Raw genomic sequence first — 16,293 nt, 5'->3', positions numbered from 1 at the left:
TAACCCGCCAGTGTCCTCGCGATGCTGGCGGACGCCACAAAACGCGAGGAGACAGGGGTGAGCAAAACAAGCGATGACAAATCGCGAGCCGGCCGTTTGCGCCGGGCTCCGGAGAATTTCATCGACGGCACGTTCGCTGCCGACGTCACGCGCGACGGGTTGAACCCCTCGCGACGCGGCTTTCTGCAACGCAGTTTCCTCGCCGCAGGCGCGGCACTCGCGGGCGGTGCGGCATTTGCCGCCGACGCGCCCAACGGCGTGCCGGGTGCCGGTGACCCGATGATTCTCGAGCCGCGCCCGTGGGCCACGTCGCTTGGCCAGCCGGTGGCGGCACGTCCCTATGGCATGCCGTCGAAGTACGAGGCGAACCTGCAACGGCGTCAGTCGCCGGGGCTTACGCAGACGGCGCAGGCCTCGGTCGCCTTCACGCCCCTTCAGGGCCTGTTCGGCATCATCACGCCCAGCGGCCTGCACTTCGAGCGTCACCATCAGGGCTGGCAGGAGATCGATCCGACGCAGCACCGACTGATGGTGCACGGCCTCGTGCGCGAAGCGAAGGTGTACACGATGGACGACATCATGCGACTGCCGTCCGTCTCGCGCATGCACTTCATCGAATGCGGGGCGAACACCGGCATGGAGTGGGGCAATGCCGCCGTGCCGACCGTCCAGTACACGCACGGCATGCTGTCGTGCTGCGAGTTCACCGGCGTGCCGCTGTCCGTGTTGCTCGACGATGTGGGCGCAGACACGAAGAAAGGCCAGTTCGTGCTGGCTGAAGGGGGCGACGGCTCCGGCATGACGCGCACCATCTCCATGGAGGCGGCGCTCTCGGACGTACTCGTCGCCTGGGGGATGAACGGCGAAATGCTGCGCCCGGAGAACGGCTACCCGCTGCGTCTGGTGGTGCCGGGCGTGCAGGGCGTGTCGTGGGTGAAATGGCTGCGTCGCATCAAAGTCGGCGACGCGCCGTGGAATACCAAGGATGAAACCAGTCACTACGTCGATCTGATGCCCGACGGCCAGCACCGTCAGTACACGTCGATTCAGGAGTGCAAGTCCGTCATCACGTCGCCCTCGGGTGGACAGGCCCTGCTCGACCGGGGCTACTTCAATGTGACGGGCCTTGCATGGTCGGGCAGAGGACGGATCAAACGCGTGGACGTCTCCACCGATGGCGGCAAATCGTGGCGCGCCGCGCGGCTCGAATCGCCGGTGCTCCCGAAATGCCTCACGCGCTTTAACTTCGACTGGCAGTGGGACGGCTCGCCCGCCTTGCTGCAAAGCCGTGCCGTCGACGAAACCGGCTTCGTGCAACCGCGCTACAGACAACTGCGCGAAGTGCGCGGCACCAAGTCGATCTATCACAACAATGCGATCCAGACGTGGCAGGTGGCAGCGAACGGGGAGGTGACCAATGTTCACGTCGACTGAGCGCATGCCGATGCGCGTGTCCATGAGAACGCTGCGCCGTCGCGCGCAATCCACCGCGATTGCTGCGCTCTGGGCCGGTGCGCTGGCCGTCGCGGGACTGACCGTCGCCACGTGGTTTGCAACGCCTGCACACGCCGCGAAGGCAACGCAGGCGTCGCAGGCCGCCTCCGTGACGTCGGCGACGCCTGCATCGCCTATCAAAGCCCCGGGCGGTATCGGACGCGACGCCACGCCCGCAGAACTCGGCGCGTGGGACATTGACGTACGTCCCGATTTCAAGGGGCTCCCCAAGGGGCAAGGTTCGGTCGCCGACGGGCAGAAGCTGTTCGATGCGCGCTGCGCGTCGTGCCACGGCACGTTCGGGGAGAGCAACGAGGTCTTCAATCCACTGGTGGGCGGCACGACGGCCGACGACATCAAGACGGGCCACGTCGCCTCGCTGCGCGCGAACAATCAGCCGGTGCGCACCACGCTCATGAAGGTCGATACGGTCTCCACCATGTGGGACTACATCCGTCGCGCCATGCCGTGGAACGCGCCGCGCTCGCTCACACCCGACGAGGTGTACGCGGTGACGGCCTACATCCTGAACCTCGGCGAGATCGTGCCGGCGGACTTCGTGCTGTCGGATAAGAACATCGGCGACGTGCAGAAACTGATGCCCAATCGCAACGGCATGACGCGTGCGCACGGCATGTGGCGCGTGGGCGACAAACCGGATACCCATAACAAGGCGTGTATGCAGGATTGCCCTGAGGCTGGTATCGTGACGTCCGCACTCCCTGCGTACGCCCGCGACGCACATGGAGATCTGGCCGCGCAAAACCGGGTCATCGGCCCGGTGCGTGGTGTCGATACGAAGCTGCCGCCGCTGTCGGGCACCGCCGCGCAAAATGCGTCGGTGCGCAGGACTGCGGCTCTCGCCACGCTCGGTATGGCGAGTCCGGACGCGCCGGCCCAAACCGCCGCTGCGACGTCACCGGCAGCAACGCTTGCGGATAAGAACGGTTGTCTGGCCTGTCACGGCGTTACCGACAAGAAGATCGGGCCCGCCTTCTCGGAGGTCGCCGCCAAGTACCATGGGCAGTCGAATGCGACTGATGTACTGGTGGCGAAGATACGTGCCGGAGGTGCCGGTAATTGGGGCAGCATGCCTATGCCGCCGCAATCACAGGTTGCAGAAACCGATATCCGTACGATGGTCGACTGGATTCTTCGTGGTGCACATTGAGCGGGCAGGGTGTCCGACGGATGCGCCGACTCTCCAGGCCGCCGCAGGACCCCGTCCCCAACACAAACCGAAGGAGTAAGAATGAAGAAGATGCTCATCGCTGCGGCCATGCTTGCCGGTACTTCGCTGGCTCATGCAGGTGTCGATGTCGCCGCTGCGACCAAGCTCGCGCAAGCCAACGCCTGTATGGGTTGCCACGCGGTCGACAAGAAGCTCGTGGGCCCGTCGTATCAGGAAGTCGCTGCCAAGTACAAGGGCGACAAGGATGCGGTGGCCAAGCTGGTCAAGAAGGTGAAGAGTGGTGGTTCGGGTGTCTGGGGGCCGATCCCGATGCCGGCTCACCCGAATATGTCGGATGCTGACGCCAAGATCCTGGTGGATTGGGTTCTGGCTGGCGCCCCGGCGAAGTAAGCAGGGGCAGGGGGCTCGCCGGAACATCGGACGAGCGAACGGCGGCCGGCGTCACGCATGAAGTGTTCAGACGTGCGCCGGCGGCCTTCAAAGAGGAAACACACAGAGATGAACCAACAGCGACGCGACATGCTGCGGTTTTCCGCGGTAATGGGACTGGCGGTGGCCGCCGGGCTGATCAAGCCCGAAGAGGCCCGCGCGGCACAGGTGGAATGGAACAAGGCGGCGTTTGCCACCAAGAGCGTGGCCGATACGGTCAAGGCGCTCGGCGGCACGAGCGCGAGCCCCAGCGACCTGGTCGTGCTGACGGCTCCCGACATCGCCGAAAACGGCGCGGTCGTGCCGGTGGCAGTGACGAGCAAGGCCCCGAATACGCAATCGATCGCCATCCTGATCGAGAAGAATCCGAACACGCTCGCCGCGTCGTTCGATATTCCCGACGGCACCGAGCCGTCGGTCACCACGCGCGTGAAGATGGGCCAGACGTCGAAGGTCTACGCGCTGGTCAAGGCAGACAACAAGTACCTCGTGGCCGAGAAGGAAATCAAGGTCACGCTGGGTGGCTGCGGCGGTTGAGCGACGCATCGAATAAGGCTAGAGGAGCACAACATGGGTAATCCGATGCGCATTCGCGCAACCGAGGCCGGCGGTGTCGTCGAAGTGAAGGCGCTGATGAGCCACATCATGGAAACCGGCCAGCGCAAGGACGCTTCCGGTAACATCGTCCCCGCACACTTCATCCAGACGGTCACGGTCACCTGCAACGGCAAGACGGTGCTGACGGCCGAATGGGGTCCGGCCGTGTCGAAGGATCCGTTCATGTCGTTCAAGTTCAAGGGCGGCAAGAAGGGCGACAAGGTCGCGGTGACGTGGACCGACAACAAGGGCGACTCGCGTACCGACGAGGTGACCGTCGCCTGACAGGCGATGCCGGGAAGCTGTGCGGTGGCGCTCGCGGGAAGACGAAACGCGTCTGCCCGTGGTGCGCCGAACAACCCACAAAAAGAGGAGAGTCAGATGCTAGAGGCGCAACATAGCGCACGGGTGAGCACCCCACGCGACATCACATCGGCGGCATGGCTGCGCCGTACCGTGCTGGGTGGCCTGCTCGCCATTGCGGGCGTCGGCGTGCCCGTCGCCACGCTCGTCGGCACCGCAAACGCGGCCGACAACTCGACGGCCGACGCCATCGCGCAATATCGCGAAATGCTCGCCGACGGCAACCCGGCGGAACTTATCGAAATGCGCGGCGAAGAACTCTGGAAGACGCCGCGTGGCCCGAACAACGTGTCGCTCGCGCAGTGCGACCTCGGGCTCGGCGCCGGTGTCGTGAAAGACGCCTACGCGCAACTGCCGCGCTACTTCCCGGATACGAAACGTGTGCTCGATGGCGAGTCGCGCATCGTCGAATGCATGGTGAATCTGCAAGGCTTCAAGCGCGCGGACGTCATCAAGCAACCGTTCTCCAAGGAAGGCCAGGATCCGACCGATCTCGAAGCGCTTACCGCTTACGTGGCAGGTCAGTCGCGCGGTGCACTCATTCGCGTGCCGCAGTCGCACAAGGAAGAGAAGGAAGCCTACGCGCGCGGCCAGAAGATTTTCTATTACCGTGCCGGTCCGTACGACTTCTCGTGCGCCTCGTGCCACGGGGCGGACGACAAGCGCATTCGCTTGCAGGATCTGCCGAACCTGACCAAACCGGCGGCCGCACGTCAGGCCTTCGCGACGTGGCCGGGCTACCGTGTCTCGCAAGGCGCGCTGCGCACGATTCAGTGGCGCATGTACGACTGCTTCCGTCAGCAGCGCATGCCCGAGCTGAACTATGGTTCGCAGGCGTCGATCGATCTGATTACTTTCCTCGGTGTGATGGCCAACGGCGGCAAGATGGACGCCCCCGGCCTGAAGCGCTGACCGATTGCGAGGCACACCCATGAAATCATTCGCATTGCGCGCGACGTGTGTCGCGCTGGCAGCGGCCGGGGCTCTCGTCGTCGGCGCAGCCTTCGCTCAGGATGACGGCGTGAAGCGCGTCACCGGCACTACCGACGCGGCCGTCGTGCAGGAACTGCGCGACTCGTTCCGTGGCTCGGGCATCGCGCAGCTCGATCGCATCGATCAGAGCGAATTGCAGAAGCTGTGCACGCAGTACGCGACCAAGCCGATGCCGGCGAAGATCGCCGAGCGTCTGCAAAAGGCCGAACTGGCGAACGTCAAGGCACCGGCGGACGGCAAGTACCTCGGCGACTGGAAGGAGGGCGAGAAGGTCGCCCAGAACGGACGCGGCATGCAGTTCACCGACAAGGCCGACACCGTCAACGGCGGCAACTGCTACGCCTGCCATCAACTGACCAAGAGCGAGATCTCGTTCGGCAACATCGGTCCGTCGCTCTATAACTACGGCAAGCTGCGCGGCGATTCGCCCGAAGTGGTCAAGTACACGTGGGCGAAGGTCTACGACTCGCACAGCTACATGGCCTGCTCCAATATGCCGCGCTTCGGGGCGGCAGGCATCCTGACGGAAAAGCAGTTGAAGGATGTCATGGCACTGCTGCTCGACCCGGCCTCGCCGGTCAATCAATAAGGCGATTGTCCTTTGCCGTGCGGGCGGAGGGGCAACCTCCGCCGACGGCTTCCGGAGTGCCGCATGACTTCCCTATCTGACGCTTTCGCCCGGTCTGAACGGCCCGGCCGTGTGCGCGCACGCATGGCACGCGCTGCTAATGGACTGGCCATCGTGTTGAGTGCGGTGGCGATGCTCGCGAGCGCGCCTGCGCAGGCGGTCGAAGTCGGCGACACCGTGACACTGCCGTCGCTCACGTTGCTCGATGGCAAGACGCTGCCCGCCAGCGCCTTCAAGGACCGCACGGTCATCGTCGAGTACTGGGCGTCGTGGTGCCCGTTCTGTGCGCAGCAGAATCCGCACGTGCAGAAGCTTTACGAAGCGACGCGCGGCAAGCCGATCCAGATCGTCACGCTGTCCATCGACAAGAAGCCGCAAGAGGCTATCGATTACATCAAGGCGCACGGCTACACGTTCCCCGCCGGGATGGAGACGGACGCCTGGCAGGCGGCGCTGGGCAAGCGTCGCGGGTTGCCGGAGCTGTACGTGATCGGACGCAACGGCAAGGTCTTGCGCAAGGAAGTCGGCGAGATGTTCGGTGAGGACGTGGCGGCGCTCGCGGACTACGCAGGCAAGTGAACTGGCGCGACGAGCGAATCGACGCAAAAGCCAACGCGCACGAATAACAGCGGCGACGCATTGTGAGATGCGTTCGCCCCGCAGATGCAACGGAGACGAGATGAATCGACGCGAGTTCATGCAAGTACTGGCAGTGGCGGCCGCAGGCGGGATGGCGCTGTCGCATCATGAGACGGCAGCGGCCAAGGCAGCCGCCGCGTTCTACGATCTGCCGAAATTCGGCAACGTGCATCTGCTGCACTTCACCGACTGCCACGCGCAGTTGCTGCCGATCTACTTCCGTGAACCGAGCGTCAATCTGGGCATTGGCGAGCAGGCCAACAAGGCACCGCACCTCGTGGGCGACGCTTTCCTGAAGGCCTACGGATTGCGTCCTGGCACGCAGGATGCCTACGCCTTCACCTATCTCGATTTCGCCGCCGCTGCGCGCACGTACGGCAAGGTCGGCGGCTTCGCGCATCTGGCGACGCTGGTCAAGCGCATGAGGGCGTCGCGCCCGGGGGCGCTGCTGCTCGACGGCGGCGACACGTGGCAAGGCTCCGGCACCGCCATGTGGACGAAGGGTCAGGACATGGTCGACGCCACGCTGGCCCTCGGCGTCGACGTCATGACGGCGCACTGGGAATTCACCTACGGCGCGGAGCGCGTGAAGTCCGTCGTCGAAGAGCAACTCAAGGGCAAGATCGACTTCGTCGCACAGAACGTGCAGACGAACGACTTCGGCGATCCGGTGTTCGCACCGTACACCATCAAGACAATGAACGGCGTGCCGGTGGCCATCATCGGTCAGGCGTTCCCGTACACCCCGATCGCGAATCCGCGCTACTTCGTGCCCGACTGGACGTTCGGCATTCAGGAAGAGCGTTTGCAGTCGATGGTCGACGAAGTGCGCGGCAAGGGCGCACAGGTGGTCGTGGTGCTCTCGCACAACGGCATGGACGTCGACCTGAAGCTGGCGTCGCGCGTGCGCGGCATCGACGCGATTCTCGGCGGCCACACGCATGACGGCGTGCCCAAGCCGGTCGTGGTGGAAAACGCTGGCGGCAAGACGCTCGTCACCAATGCAGGCTCGAACGGCAAGTTCCTCGCGGTGCTGGACTTCGACGTGAAGGGCGGCAAGCCGGTGGATTTCCGCTACAAGCTCCTGCCGGTGTTCGCGAACCTGCTGCCGGCGGACGCGCAAATGCAGACGCTCATCGAGCGCGTGCGCGCACCGTTCGCGGCGAAGCTGGCCGAGCCGCTGGCGGTCACCGAAGGCACGCTGTACCGCCGAGGCAACTTCAATGGCACCTTCGACCAGTTGCTGCTCGACGCCGTGATGGCCGAGAAGGACGCCGAGATCGGTTTCTCGCCGGGCTTTCGCTGGGGGACGTCGCTGCTGCCGGGCCAGGCGATCACGATGGAGCAACTGCTCGACCAGACGGCGATTACCTATCCGTACACGACCCTCACCCCCATGACCAGTGAGACGATCAAGACGGTGCTCGAAGACGTGGCGGACAACCTGTTCAACCCGGACCCGTATTACCAGCAGGGCGGCGATATGGTGCGCGTGGGCGGCATGGACTACACCATCGATCCGATGGCGCCGATGGGGCAGCGGATTTCGGAAATGCGCCTGAACGGCAAGCTCATCGAGGCGGGCAAGACCTACAAGGTGGCCGGTTGGGCGCCGGTGGCGGAAGGCGCGCAGGGTGAGCCGGTCTGGGACGTCGTGGCTCGCCATCTCAAGGCGCAAAAGACGATTGTCGCGAAAGCGCCGAAAGTCCCTGTCATCAAGGGGATGAAGGGCAATCTGGGGTCCGCCTGAAGCGTTCCGAAAACGCAGGGATGGCTCGCCGGACGGGCAATCCCGAGCAATTTTGTCGGCGGCTCGCCGCGCCCGGAAAAATCGCTATAATTAGAGCTTCGTGTGGGGCGGTAGCTCAGCTGGGAGAGCGTCGCGTTCGCAATGCGAAGGTCGGGAGTTCGATCCTCCTCCGCTCCACCACCCGAATCGGAAAACCTTGGAAGCACAATGTGTTCCAAGGTTTTTTGCTTTCGGCGTCCCGGTCTTTTCTGCTTATCAATTTCGGGTTTCCGTGCCGTTCCGGTCGCTTTCACCAAGGTGAAACCAGTGCGCTGGACCGGCAAATGGGATTCCGAGTACAATTGTTCAACTTCAAACAAACCTCATTTGTCGTGCGCCGGTATTTCCCGGGCGGGCAAAGGCGTGGCGTATACCGAGATGTGTCGAGTTCTGTGCCATTCAGAGGGATATGGGCAGTTTTATGCAAAGCCGACAAGCCAAGACACAAGAGGACACCTATTTTCGGGTATTGCGAATACTGCATGAAAATCCGGACCTGACCCAACGCGAATTGGCGGAGCAATTGGGCGTCAGTGTAGGCGGTTTGAATTACTGCCTTAAAGCGCTGATGGACAAGGGCTGGGTGAAGATGCAGAACTTTGCGAATTCGAAGAATAAGTTCGGATACGTCTACGTTCTTACGCCGCGCGGTATTTCGCAGAAGGCGGCGCTGACGAGCCGGTTCCTCAAACGCAAGATGGAAGAATACGAATTGCTGAAAGCAGAGATCATGGCGTTGAAGCAGGAAGTCAAAGACGAGCAGGACGGCGATTTTCAGGGAGTGACCCAATGAAGATCGCCATCGCGGGAACCGGATACGTTGGCCTTTCCAATGGCATTCTGCTGGCCCAGCATAACGAAGTCGTCTGCCTCGATATCGTTGCGGAAAAGGTCGATATGCTCAATCGCCGCGAGTCGCCCATCGACGACGCGGAGATTGAGGAATACCTGAGGCACAAGCCGTTGAATTTCCGCGCTACGCTCGACAAGCACGAAGCGTACGCCGGTGCGGATTACGTCATCATTTCGACGCCGACGGACTACGATCCCGATACGAATTATTTCGACACCCGGTCGATCGAAGCGGTGATTCGCGATGTTCTGGACGTGAATCCGAGCGCTGTGATGATCATCAAGTCGACCATTCCGGTCGGCTATACGCTCAATGCTCGCGAGCAATTCGGTACGGAAAACCTGATTTTTTCACCCGAGTTCCTCCGCGAAGGTCGAGCCCTTTACGACAACCTCCATCCCTCGCGGATCGTCGTGGGTGAGCAGTCCGCGCGTGCCGAAGCCTTTGCGAATCTCCTCAAGCGCGGTGCGATCAAGCAGGACATTCCGACGCTATTCACCGGCAGTACGGAAGCCGAAGCGATCAAGCTGTTCGCGAACACGTACCTCGCGATGCGCGTCGCTTACTTCAACGAGCTCGATAGCTACGCGGCCGCGCACGGCCTCGATTCGCGTCAGATTGTCGACGGCGTCGGCCTCGATCCGCGCATCGGCACGCACTACAACAACCCGAGCTTCGGTTACGGGGGCTACTGCCTCCCGAAGGACACCAAGCAGCTGTTGGCGAACTATCGCGACGTTCCGCAGAATCTGATTCACGCGATTGTGGAAGCGAATGCGACGCGCAAGGAATTTATCGCCAATGAAGTTTGTCGGCAAAAGCCGAAGGTGGTCGGCGTCTACCGTCTGATCATGAAGGCCGGTTCCGATAATTTCCGCGCATCGAGTATTCAGGAAATCATGACGAAGATCCGGCAGCGCGGGATTGAAGTCATCGTCTACGAGCCGACGCTGAAAGAAGAAGAATTCAATCACTTCCGCGTCGTCTGGGATCTGGACGAGTTCAAACGAGATTCAGACGTTATCATCGCTAACCGAAAAACGGATGCGCTGGCGGACGTTCTGAACAAGGTATATACGCGGGATCTTTTCGGCAGCGATTAATTCGCCCGATGATCTCCGCCGGGGCGTAGCGACAAGCGTCGTGAGCAAAGCCAACGGGTTTTGCGAAATCCACGAATGATCATTTGATTTGCATACATACAGGTGGGTGTGATGTTGAATTTTGCGTTGGTGGGATGTGGTCGCATTGCCAAGCGACATGCAGAACTTCTCGGTCTGAAGCAGATTGAAGGTGCACAGCTGTCTGCCGTGTGCGATATCGATGCAGCGAAAGCAAAGGACTTCGGCGAGCGCTTTTCGGTCCCGCATTACACGGATATGCATCAAATGATGCAGACCGTGAAGAACATCGATGCGGTCGTTGTGCTGACGGAAAGCGGCAATCACGCCCGCAACGTGGTGGACCTGGCCAAGTACGGCAAGCACGTCGTGGTGGAAAAGCCGATGGCGCTGACGCTCGACGACGCCGACGCCATGATTCGCGCGTGCGATAACGCGGGCGTCAAGCTGTTCGTCGTGAAGCAGAACCGCTTCAACGTGCCGGTGGTGAAGCTTCGCGAAGCGCTTGAGCAAGGCCGCTTCGGCAAGCTCGTGCTCGGCACGGTGCGCGTGCGCTGGTGCCGTACGCAGGAATATTACGATCAGGCCCCTTGGCGCGGCACCTGGGCGATGGACGGCGGCGTGCTGACCAATCAGGCGAGCCATCACGTCGATATGCTCGAATGGATGCTCGGCGAAGTCGACAGCGTATTCGCTCGCGGCACGACGGCACTGGCGAAGATCGAAGCCGAAGACACGGCAGTTGTCACGCTCAAGTTCCGCAACGGGGCACTGGGCGTCATCGAGGCGACCACGGCCGTGCGTCCGAAAGACCTCGAAGGTTCGATCTCGGTGCTGGGCGAGACCGGTACCGTGGAAGTGGGCGGATTCGCCGTGAACAAGATGAAGGTCTGGAACTTCACCGAACCGATGCCGGGCGACGAAGACGTCATGGAGAAGTACTCCGTGAATCCGCCGAACGTGTACGGTTTCGGTCACCAGGCTTATTACGAACACGTGGTGGACTGCATTCAGAACAATCGTCGCCATCTGGTCGACGGTCTGGAAGGGCGCAAGAGCCTGGAACTGATCAACGCCATTTACGAGTCCATCGAGACCGGTAAGGAAGTGCATCTGCGCTTCCGTCCGCAGCACTGCAAGCTCGGGGGCACCTTTTGAGTTCGCCCCGGATTCTGAAGTCGGGCATCGTCGACGTCATGTTCGGTGAGAACGTGACGGTCATCGAGCCTGCCAATCTGTACGGCTGCACCATCGGCGACAACGTATTCGTCGGTCCCTTCGTCGAAATTCAACGAAGCGTCACCATCGGTCATCGCACGAAGGTGCAGTCGCATGCATTCGTTTGCGAATTGGTCGACATCGGCGACGACTGCTTCATCGGGCACGGCGTGATGTTCATCAACGACGTGTTTTCGACCGGCGGTCCGGCGCGTGGCAACAAGTCGCTCTGGAAGAGTACCCGGATCGGCAATCGCGTTTCCATCGGTAGCAATGCCACCATTTTGCCGGTCACGATCTGCGACGGTGTGGTGATCGGCGCCGGCGCCGTTGTGACAAAGAACATCGAAGTGCCTGGCATCTACGCCGGCAATCCCGCACGCCTCGTCAAAAAACTGGACATTGAGCAGACGCTATGAGCAATAACATCCCCTTCGTCGACCTGCACGCCCAGTATCTGGGCATCAAGAACGATATCGACGCTGTGATCGCCGAAGTCATCGAGAAATCGATGTTCGTGCGCGGCCCGTACGTCGACAAGTTCGAAAAGGCGTTCGCCGAACTGATGCAAAGCAAGCACTGCGTGTCGTGCGCCAACGGCACCGACTCGCTCTACATCGCGATGTTCGCGCTGGGTGTGAAGCCGGGTGACGAAGTGATTGCGCCGGCGCACTCGTGGATCTCGACGACCGAGACGATTACGCAGGCTGGCGGCACGGTGGTCTTCTGCGATACGGACGCGCAAACCTACACGATGGACCCGCGTTCGCTCGAGTCGAAGATCACCTCGAAGACCGTGGGGATCATCCCCGTTCACCTGTACGGTCAGGCGGCGGACATGGATCCGATCATGGAAATCGCCCGCAAGCACAAGCTCTGGGTGCTCGAAGATTGCGCCCAGGCGCACCTCGCGCAGTACAAGGGCAAGCAAGTGGGCACGTTCGGCGATGCCGCCTCGTATTCGTTCTATCCGGGCAAGAACCTCGGTGCGATGGGCGATGCCGGTGCCGTAACGACCAACGATTCCGCGCTGGCCGACAAGATGGCCATGTTTGCACGTCACGGTGGTCTGACGAAGGGCGATCACCAGATCGAAGGGATCAACAGCCGCCTCGACGGTCTTCAGGCGGCGATTCTGTCGGTCAAGCTGCCGCATCTGCCGAAGTGGACGGCGCAGCGTCAGGAGCGCGCCGCACGCTACACGAAGCTGCTGGCTGACGTGCCCTCGATCAAGGTCCCGCATATCGCCGAAGGGCGCGAGCCGGTCTGGCATCTGTACGTCATCGAGCATGAGCGTCGTGATGAGCTGGCGAAGTATCTGGGCGCCAAGGGCATCCCGACCGTGATCAACTACCCGGTCGCTTTGCCGTTCCTGCCGGCGTATCAACGTCTGGGTCACACGCCTGCCGACTTCCCCAACGCCTACGCCAATCAGTCGCGCATTCTGTCGATTCCGATCTTCCCGGAACTGACCGACGCACAGATGGACATCGTGGTCGCCGCTATCAAGGCGTTCGACGAGGGTAAGTAAGCACGATCCGCTTCACACGCAGGGCACGCATACCGCATGTTGCGGTATGCACTGGCCCGGGTGCCGGCGCATGTCGTGCGGATGCCCCGGCAGACGATGCCGCTTCGTTCATTGCATTGCGCGTCCCGAGGGTTAACGCATCCGGGACGAAGCGACTTCATCAAGGTGAGTTTTTGCTAGCTCGATTGTTTCGCAGTGCAGGCGCCGTTGCGATCGGAACGGCGGTCGGACAAGGTGCCATCGTTCTGGCGACGCCGCTGTTGTCGCGTATCTACTCGCCGGCCGATTTCGGCACGCTGGCCGTGTTGCTCACGGTGGGCAATATTTCGATGGCGCTCGCGTGCCTTCGTTACGACATGGCGATTCCGGGCGCGAACGAGGACGAGATTCGCGGCCTGATGTCGGTCTCCGTGATGTCGTGTCTGTTGCTTGCCGTGGTCGTGACCGTTTGTCTCGCGTTGCTTCCCGGTTCATGGCATTTGGGCGCGGTGCTCGACACGATGGCGCAGCGCCCCTGGCTGATCGGCGTGTGTGTGGCGGCAGTGGGGATCTTTCAGGCGACGAACGCCTACTTGCTGCGTCAGGGCGACTATCGCGGCGCGGGCATTCAGCGCGCCAGCCAGGGCATTGTGTTTATCGCGCTGGCCTCGATTCCGGCCGTGGGTGTGTTGTGGGCCTACGCGCTGTCGTTCCTTGTCGCGGGCTGGCGTAGCGGGCGATATTTCGCGAAAGCGGCCACCGATGCGGTGCCCTGGCGCGAAGCGGCGGCGAGACACCGGCAATTGCCGATGCTGAGTCTGCCGGGGGCGGTACTCGACGTGGTCGGATACAGCCTGTGCATCTGGATCGTGGTGTCCCATTACGGCACCGCGTCGACCGGGGTGTATTCGCAGGTTCAACGTCTGATCGGCGCGCCGATGATGCTGGCGAGCATCAGTCTCGGCCAGATCATGTTGCGTCACACGGCTGAGATTCGCGACGACAAGCCGGCCATCCGACATCTTGTGAGCCGTCTGATGATGCTCATGGGCGCGGGGTTGGTGGTTGCGCTACCGGTCGTGTGGTTCGCGGGGGCCGACATCCTTCGCTTCTTTCTCGGTCCGAAGTGGACGATCGACCGTGAGCTGGTCGTGGCGGTCACGTTTGCTGTGGCGGTGCGGGCGTGTGTGTCGCCGCTCAGTACCGTGTTGATTTCGCTACGCCGGTTCGATCTGGCGCTGGCCTGGCAGATTCTGTATTTCTGTTCGGCCGTCACGATCTTGCCGTGGCTGGCAAGGCATCTGGACCTGAATTCGTACGCCACTGCGTATGCCGTACACGAAGCGGTACTTTACGGCATCTATCTCAAGATCATTCTTTGGGCTCTTCGTAAATAAGTATGTGCGGGATCTTCGGTTTACTTCAGTCGCAGCCCTTTAACGGGCACGAGCTCATTCGCATGAGCCAGTCGATTCGTCACCGCGGGCCGGACGACGAGGGCTTCATGGTGATTTCGGACGGCCACGAGGTGCATTTCGGTGGCGCGGATACGCCCGACCACGTCATGCAGGCCGATCTGGCGTACACGCCGCGCGAGCGTATCGACCCGCAATGGCGCAGTGCGGCGGGCGGACTGGCGTTCGGTCATCGCCGCCTGTCGATCGTCGACTTGTCGCTGCGCGGCCACCAGCCGTGCATGTACGGCGACCGCTACTGGATCACGTACAACGGCGAGGTCTACAACTACATCGAGTTGCGCGAAGAGCTGAAGGCCGAGGGTTTCCGGTTCGAGACCGAATCGGATACCGAGGTCATTCTCGCCGCCTATATGGCATGGGGTAAGGACTGCCTGCGCCGGTTCAACGGCATGTGGGCGCTGGCGATTTACGACGCGCGCACGCAAGAGGTGTTCCTCGCCCGTGACCGCTTCGGCGTGAAGCCGCTTTATTACACGGTGGAAGGCGGTCGGTTTGCCTTCGCATCGGAGATCAAGGTGCTTGCACAGGCCGACGGCTGGAAGGCCCGGGCAGACGAGACGCAGTTGCTCGATTTCCTCGCCTGGGACATCACGGACCATACGGATCGCACCACGTTCGCTGGCGTCCGTCAGTTGCCGGCCGGAAGCTTCATGGTGCTGAACCTGAAGGACTGGCAGTCGCCGACGGGCAAGGCCGGTGCACAGGCGCTGCACATCGAGCGCTGGTACGAGGTCAAGCCGGCGAGCTATTCGTCGCGCGAGGCGGTCGACATGCTGCCGGAGCTGATGGCGAGTGCCGTGTCGCTGCGCCTTCGTGCCGATGTGCCGGTCGGCTCCTGCCTGTCGGGTGGATTGGATTCGTCTGCCATTGTTTGCCTGATGCGCAAGGGACTGAGCGCGGTCGGCAGTACGGCGGCACTGAAGACGTTCACGGCCGGCTCGAACGACGCCGCCTTCGACGAGACCCGATTCGCACGCACGGTCATCGAGGCGGCGGGCACGGAAGCGCATTTCGTCACGCCGGAGCCTTCGCGACTGTTCGATCAGGTCGACAAGCTGGTCTGGCATCAGGACGAGCCTTTCGGCTCGACGTCGATCTTCGCGCAATGGTGCGTTTTCGATCTGGCAAGCCGTAACGATATTGTGGTGATGCTCGACGGCCAGGGCGCCGACGAGATCTTTGGCGGCTACCGTGGATTCTTCGGTGCCTATCTGGCAGGACTCGTGCGCAGCGGAAATCTCTCGGGGTGGATGCGCGAGGCGGCTGCGATGCGTCAGGAGATCGGATTCTCGGGCGTTCGTTCGATAGGCTACACTGCCGCGTATCTGTACCCGAAACTCGTCAGCCTGCTCGGCAAGTTCGATGGTCGTGCCTACAGTGACCAGGATTGGCTGGCACCGGGCGCACGGCGCGTGCTGGAGCGCAACCCGTATGAGGTTGTGGGTGGGCGCACCACGTCGGTCCGGGAGTTGTCTGTGGCCCAACTGGTGTCCACGAACCTGCCGCGCCTGCTGCATTGGGAGGACCGGAACTCGATGGCGTTCTCCCTTGAGGCTCGCGTGCCATTCCTCGACTATCGCGTGGTCGAATGCGCGCTGGCGATGGACGACGCCGAGAAGGTCGGCGGCGGGGTGTCCAAGCGTGTGCTTCGCGAGTCGATGCGCGGGCTGGTCCCGGACGCGGTGCTGGATCGCCGCGACAAGATGGGGTTTGTGACCGCCGAGCCGGCATGGGTGCGCGACCCTGCGTACGTGCAGATGTTCCGGCGCGAGCTTGAGGAGTCGGTGGCACGGTTGCCGGGATACGTCTCGCCGGGCATCGTCGATCGCTTCGACGCCGTGGTGCGTGGCGAGAAGAAGTTTGATTTCCGTTACTGGCGAACCATTTCCGCCGGTAAGTGGGCAAAGACATTCGACGTGGCCGCTTGATCTTCCACGTCGGCGGCCGGCGGCATGGGCCTGTGGATCATGCAGACCGCGCCCCCTCACG

General features: G+C 62.2%; 16 protein-coding genes and 1 tRNA gene. All 17 read left to right on the top strand.

The genetic code is table 11. The features are described from left to right. Window positions 1-21: 21 nt before the first annotated feature. The 17 genes from soxC (at window position 22) to asnB (ending at window position 16,232) form a co-directional block, all read left to right on the top strand. Complete coding sequence (gene soxC / locus PCO31010_RS06745) at window positions 22-1,434, top strand: sulfite dehydrogenase (RefSeq protein WP_150663606.1); 1,413 nt, start codon at window positions 22-24, stop codon at window positions 1,432-1,434. Next, the gene (locus PCO31010_RS06740) at window positions 1,418-2,665 is read left to right on the top strand and encodes a c-type cytochrome (protein WP_246184493.1); all 1,248 of its coding nucleotides are present in this window, start codon (window positions 1,418-1,420) and stop codon (window positions 2,663-2,665) included. Before soxC ends, PCO31010_RS06740 begins: the two co-directional genes overlap by 17 nt. An 81-nt stretch (window positions 2,666-2,746) precedes the next feature. Next, on the top strand, window positions 2,747-3,076 hold the full coding sequence (locus tag PCO31010_RS06735) for a c-type cytochrome (protein ID WP_150663605.1): 330 nt from the start codon (window positions 2,747-2,749) through the stop codon (window positions 3,074-3,076). A 108-nt stretch (window positions 3,077-3,184) separates the two neighbouring features. Further along, window positions 3,185-3,652: a thiosulfate oxidation carrier protein SoxY gene (gene soxY, locus PCO31010_RS06730; protein WP_039393898.1), complete on the top strand. Its 468-nt coding sequence runs from the start codon at window positions 3,185-3,187 to the stop codon at window positions 3,650-3,652. Between the two features lie 33 nt (window positions 3,653-3,685). Then, entirely contained in the window at window positions 3,686-3,997 is a 312-nt protein-coding gene (gene soxZ / locus PCO31010_RS06725) for a thiosulfate oxidation carrier complex protein SoxZ (RefSeq protein ID WP_150663604.1), read from the top strand. Between the two features lie 171 nt (window positions 3,998-4,168). Further along, window positions 4,169-4,987 carry a sulfur oxidation c-type cytochrome SoxA gene (soxA, locus tag PCO31010_RS06720; RefSeq protein WP_150664163.1) on the top strand — a complete coding sequence of 273 codons (819 nt, stop codon included), beginning with the start codon at window positions 4,169-4,171 and terminating at the stop codon, window positions 4,985-4,987. Between the two features lie 19 nt (window positions 4,988-5,006). After that, window positions 5,007-5,657 (top strand): sulfur oxidation c-type cytochrome SoxX, encoded by a 651-nt coding sequence (gene soxX / locus PCO31010_RS06715; protein WP_150662036.1) that lies wholly within the window; start codon window positions 5,007-5,009, stop codon window positions 5,655-5,657. 123 nt (window positions 5,658-5,780) lie between these two features. Then, a complete protein-coding gene (locus PCO31010_RS06710) occupies window positions 5,781-6,275 on the top strand; it encodes a TlpA family protein disulfide reductase (protein ID WP_150664162.1) in 495 nt (164 codons plus the stop codon). 100 nt (window positions 6,276-6,375) lie between these two features. Beyond that, window positions 6,376-8,085, top strand: coding sequence for a thiosulfohydrolase SoxB (gene soxB / locus PCO31010_RS06705; protein WP_150663603.1), 1,710 nt, complete (start codon window positions 6,376-6,378; stop codon window positions 8,083-8,085). 104 nt (window positions 8,086-8,189) lie between these two features. After that, window positions 8,190-8,265, top strand: a tRNA-Ala gene (locus tag PCO31010_RS06700). A 280-nt stretch (window positions 8,266-8,545) separates the two neighbouring features. Continuing rightward, entirely contained in the window at window positions 8,546-8,917 is a 372-nt protein-coding gene (locus PCO31010_RS06695) for a MarR family EPS-associated transcriptional regulator (RefSeq protein ID WP_150663602.1), read from the top strand. After that, the gene (locus PCO31010_RS06690) at window positions 8,914-10,080 is read left to right on the top strand and encodes a nucleotide sugar dehydrogenase (protein WP_150663601.1); all 1,167 of its coding nucleotides are present in this window, start codon (window positions 8,914-8,916) and stop codon (window positions 10,078-10,080) included. The genes PCO31010_RS06695 and PCO31010_RS06690 overlap by 4 nt, the downstream gene beginning before the upstream one ends. A 111-nt stretch (window positions 10,081-10,191) precedes the next feature. After that, the gene (locus PCO31010_RS06685; RefSeq protein WP_150663600.1) at window positions 10,192-11,256 is read left to right on the top strand and encodes a Gfo/Idh/MocA family protein; all 1,065 of its coding nucleotides are present in this window, start codon (window positions 10,192-10,194) and stop codon (window positions 11,254-11,256) included. Next, window positions 11,253-11,735 carry an acyltransferase gene (locus tag PCO31010_RS06680; RefSeq protein ID WP_150663599.1) on the top strand — a complete coding sequence of 161 codons (483 nt, stop codon included), beginning with the start codon at window positions 11,253-11,255 and terminating at the stop codon, window positions 11,733-11,735. The genes PCO31010_RS06685 and PCO31010_RS06680 overlap by 4 nt, the downstream gene beginning before the upstream one ends. Beyond that, window positions 11,732-12,847 carry a DegT/DnrJ/EryC1/StrS family aminotransferase gene (locus PCO31010_RS06675; protein ID WP_150663598.1) on the top strand — a complete coding sequence of 372 codons (1,116 nt, stop codon included), beginning with the start codon at window positions 11,732-11,734 and terminating at the stop codon, window positions 12,845-12,847. The genes PCO31010_RS06680 and PCO31010_RS06675 overlap by 4 nt, the downstream gene beginning before the upstream one ends. A 173-nt stretch (window positions 12,848-13,020) precedes the next feature. Then, complete coding sequence (locus tag PCO31010_RS06670; protein WP_174984452.1) at window positions 13,021-14,223, top strand: lipopolysaccharide biosynthesis protein; 1,203 nt, start codon at window positions 13,021-13,023, stop codon at window positions 14,221-14,223. Window positions 14,224-14,225: 2 nt separating this feature from the next. Beyond that, the gene (asnB, locus tag PCO31010_RS06665; protein WP_150663596.1) at window positions 14,226-16,232 is read left to right on the top strand and encodes an asparagine synthase (glutamine-hydrolyzing); all 2,007 of its coding nucleotides are present in this window, start codon (window positions 14,226-14,228) and stop codon (window positions 16,230-16,232) included. Window positions 16,233-16,293: the final 61 nt, after the last annotated feature.

The organism is Pandoraea commovens (assembly GCF_902459615.1).
Classification (GTDB): Bacteria; Pseudomonadota; Gammaproteobacteria; order Burkholderiales; family Burkholderiaceae; genus Pandoraea; species Pandoraea commovens.
The sequence above is the reverse complement of the archived record's forward strand: the minus strand, read 5'-3'. Positions and strand labels throughout refer to the sequence as shown.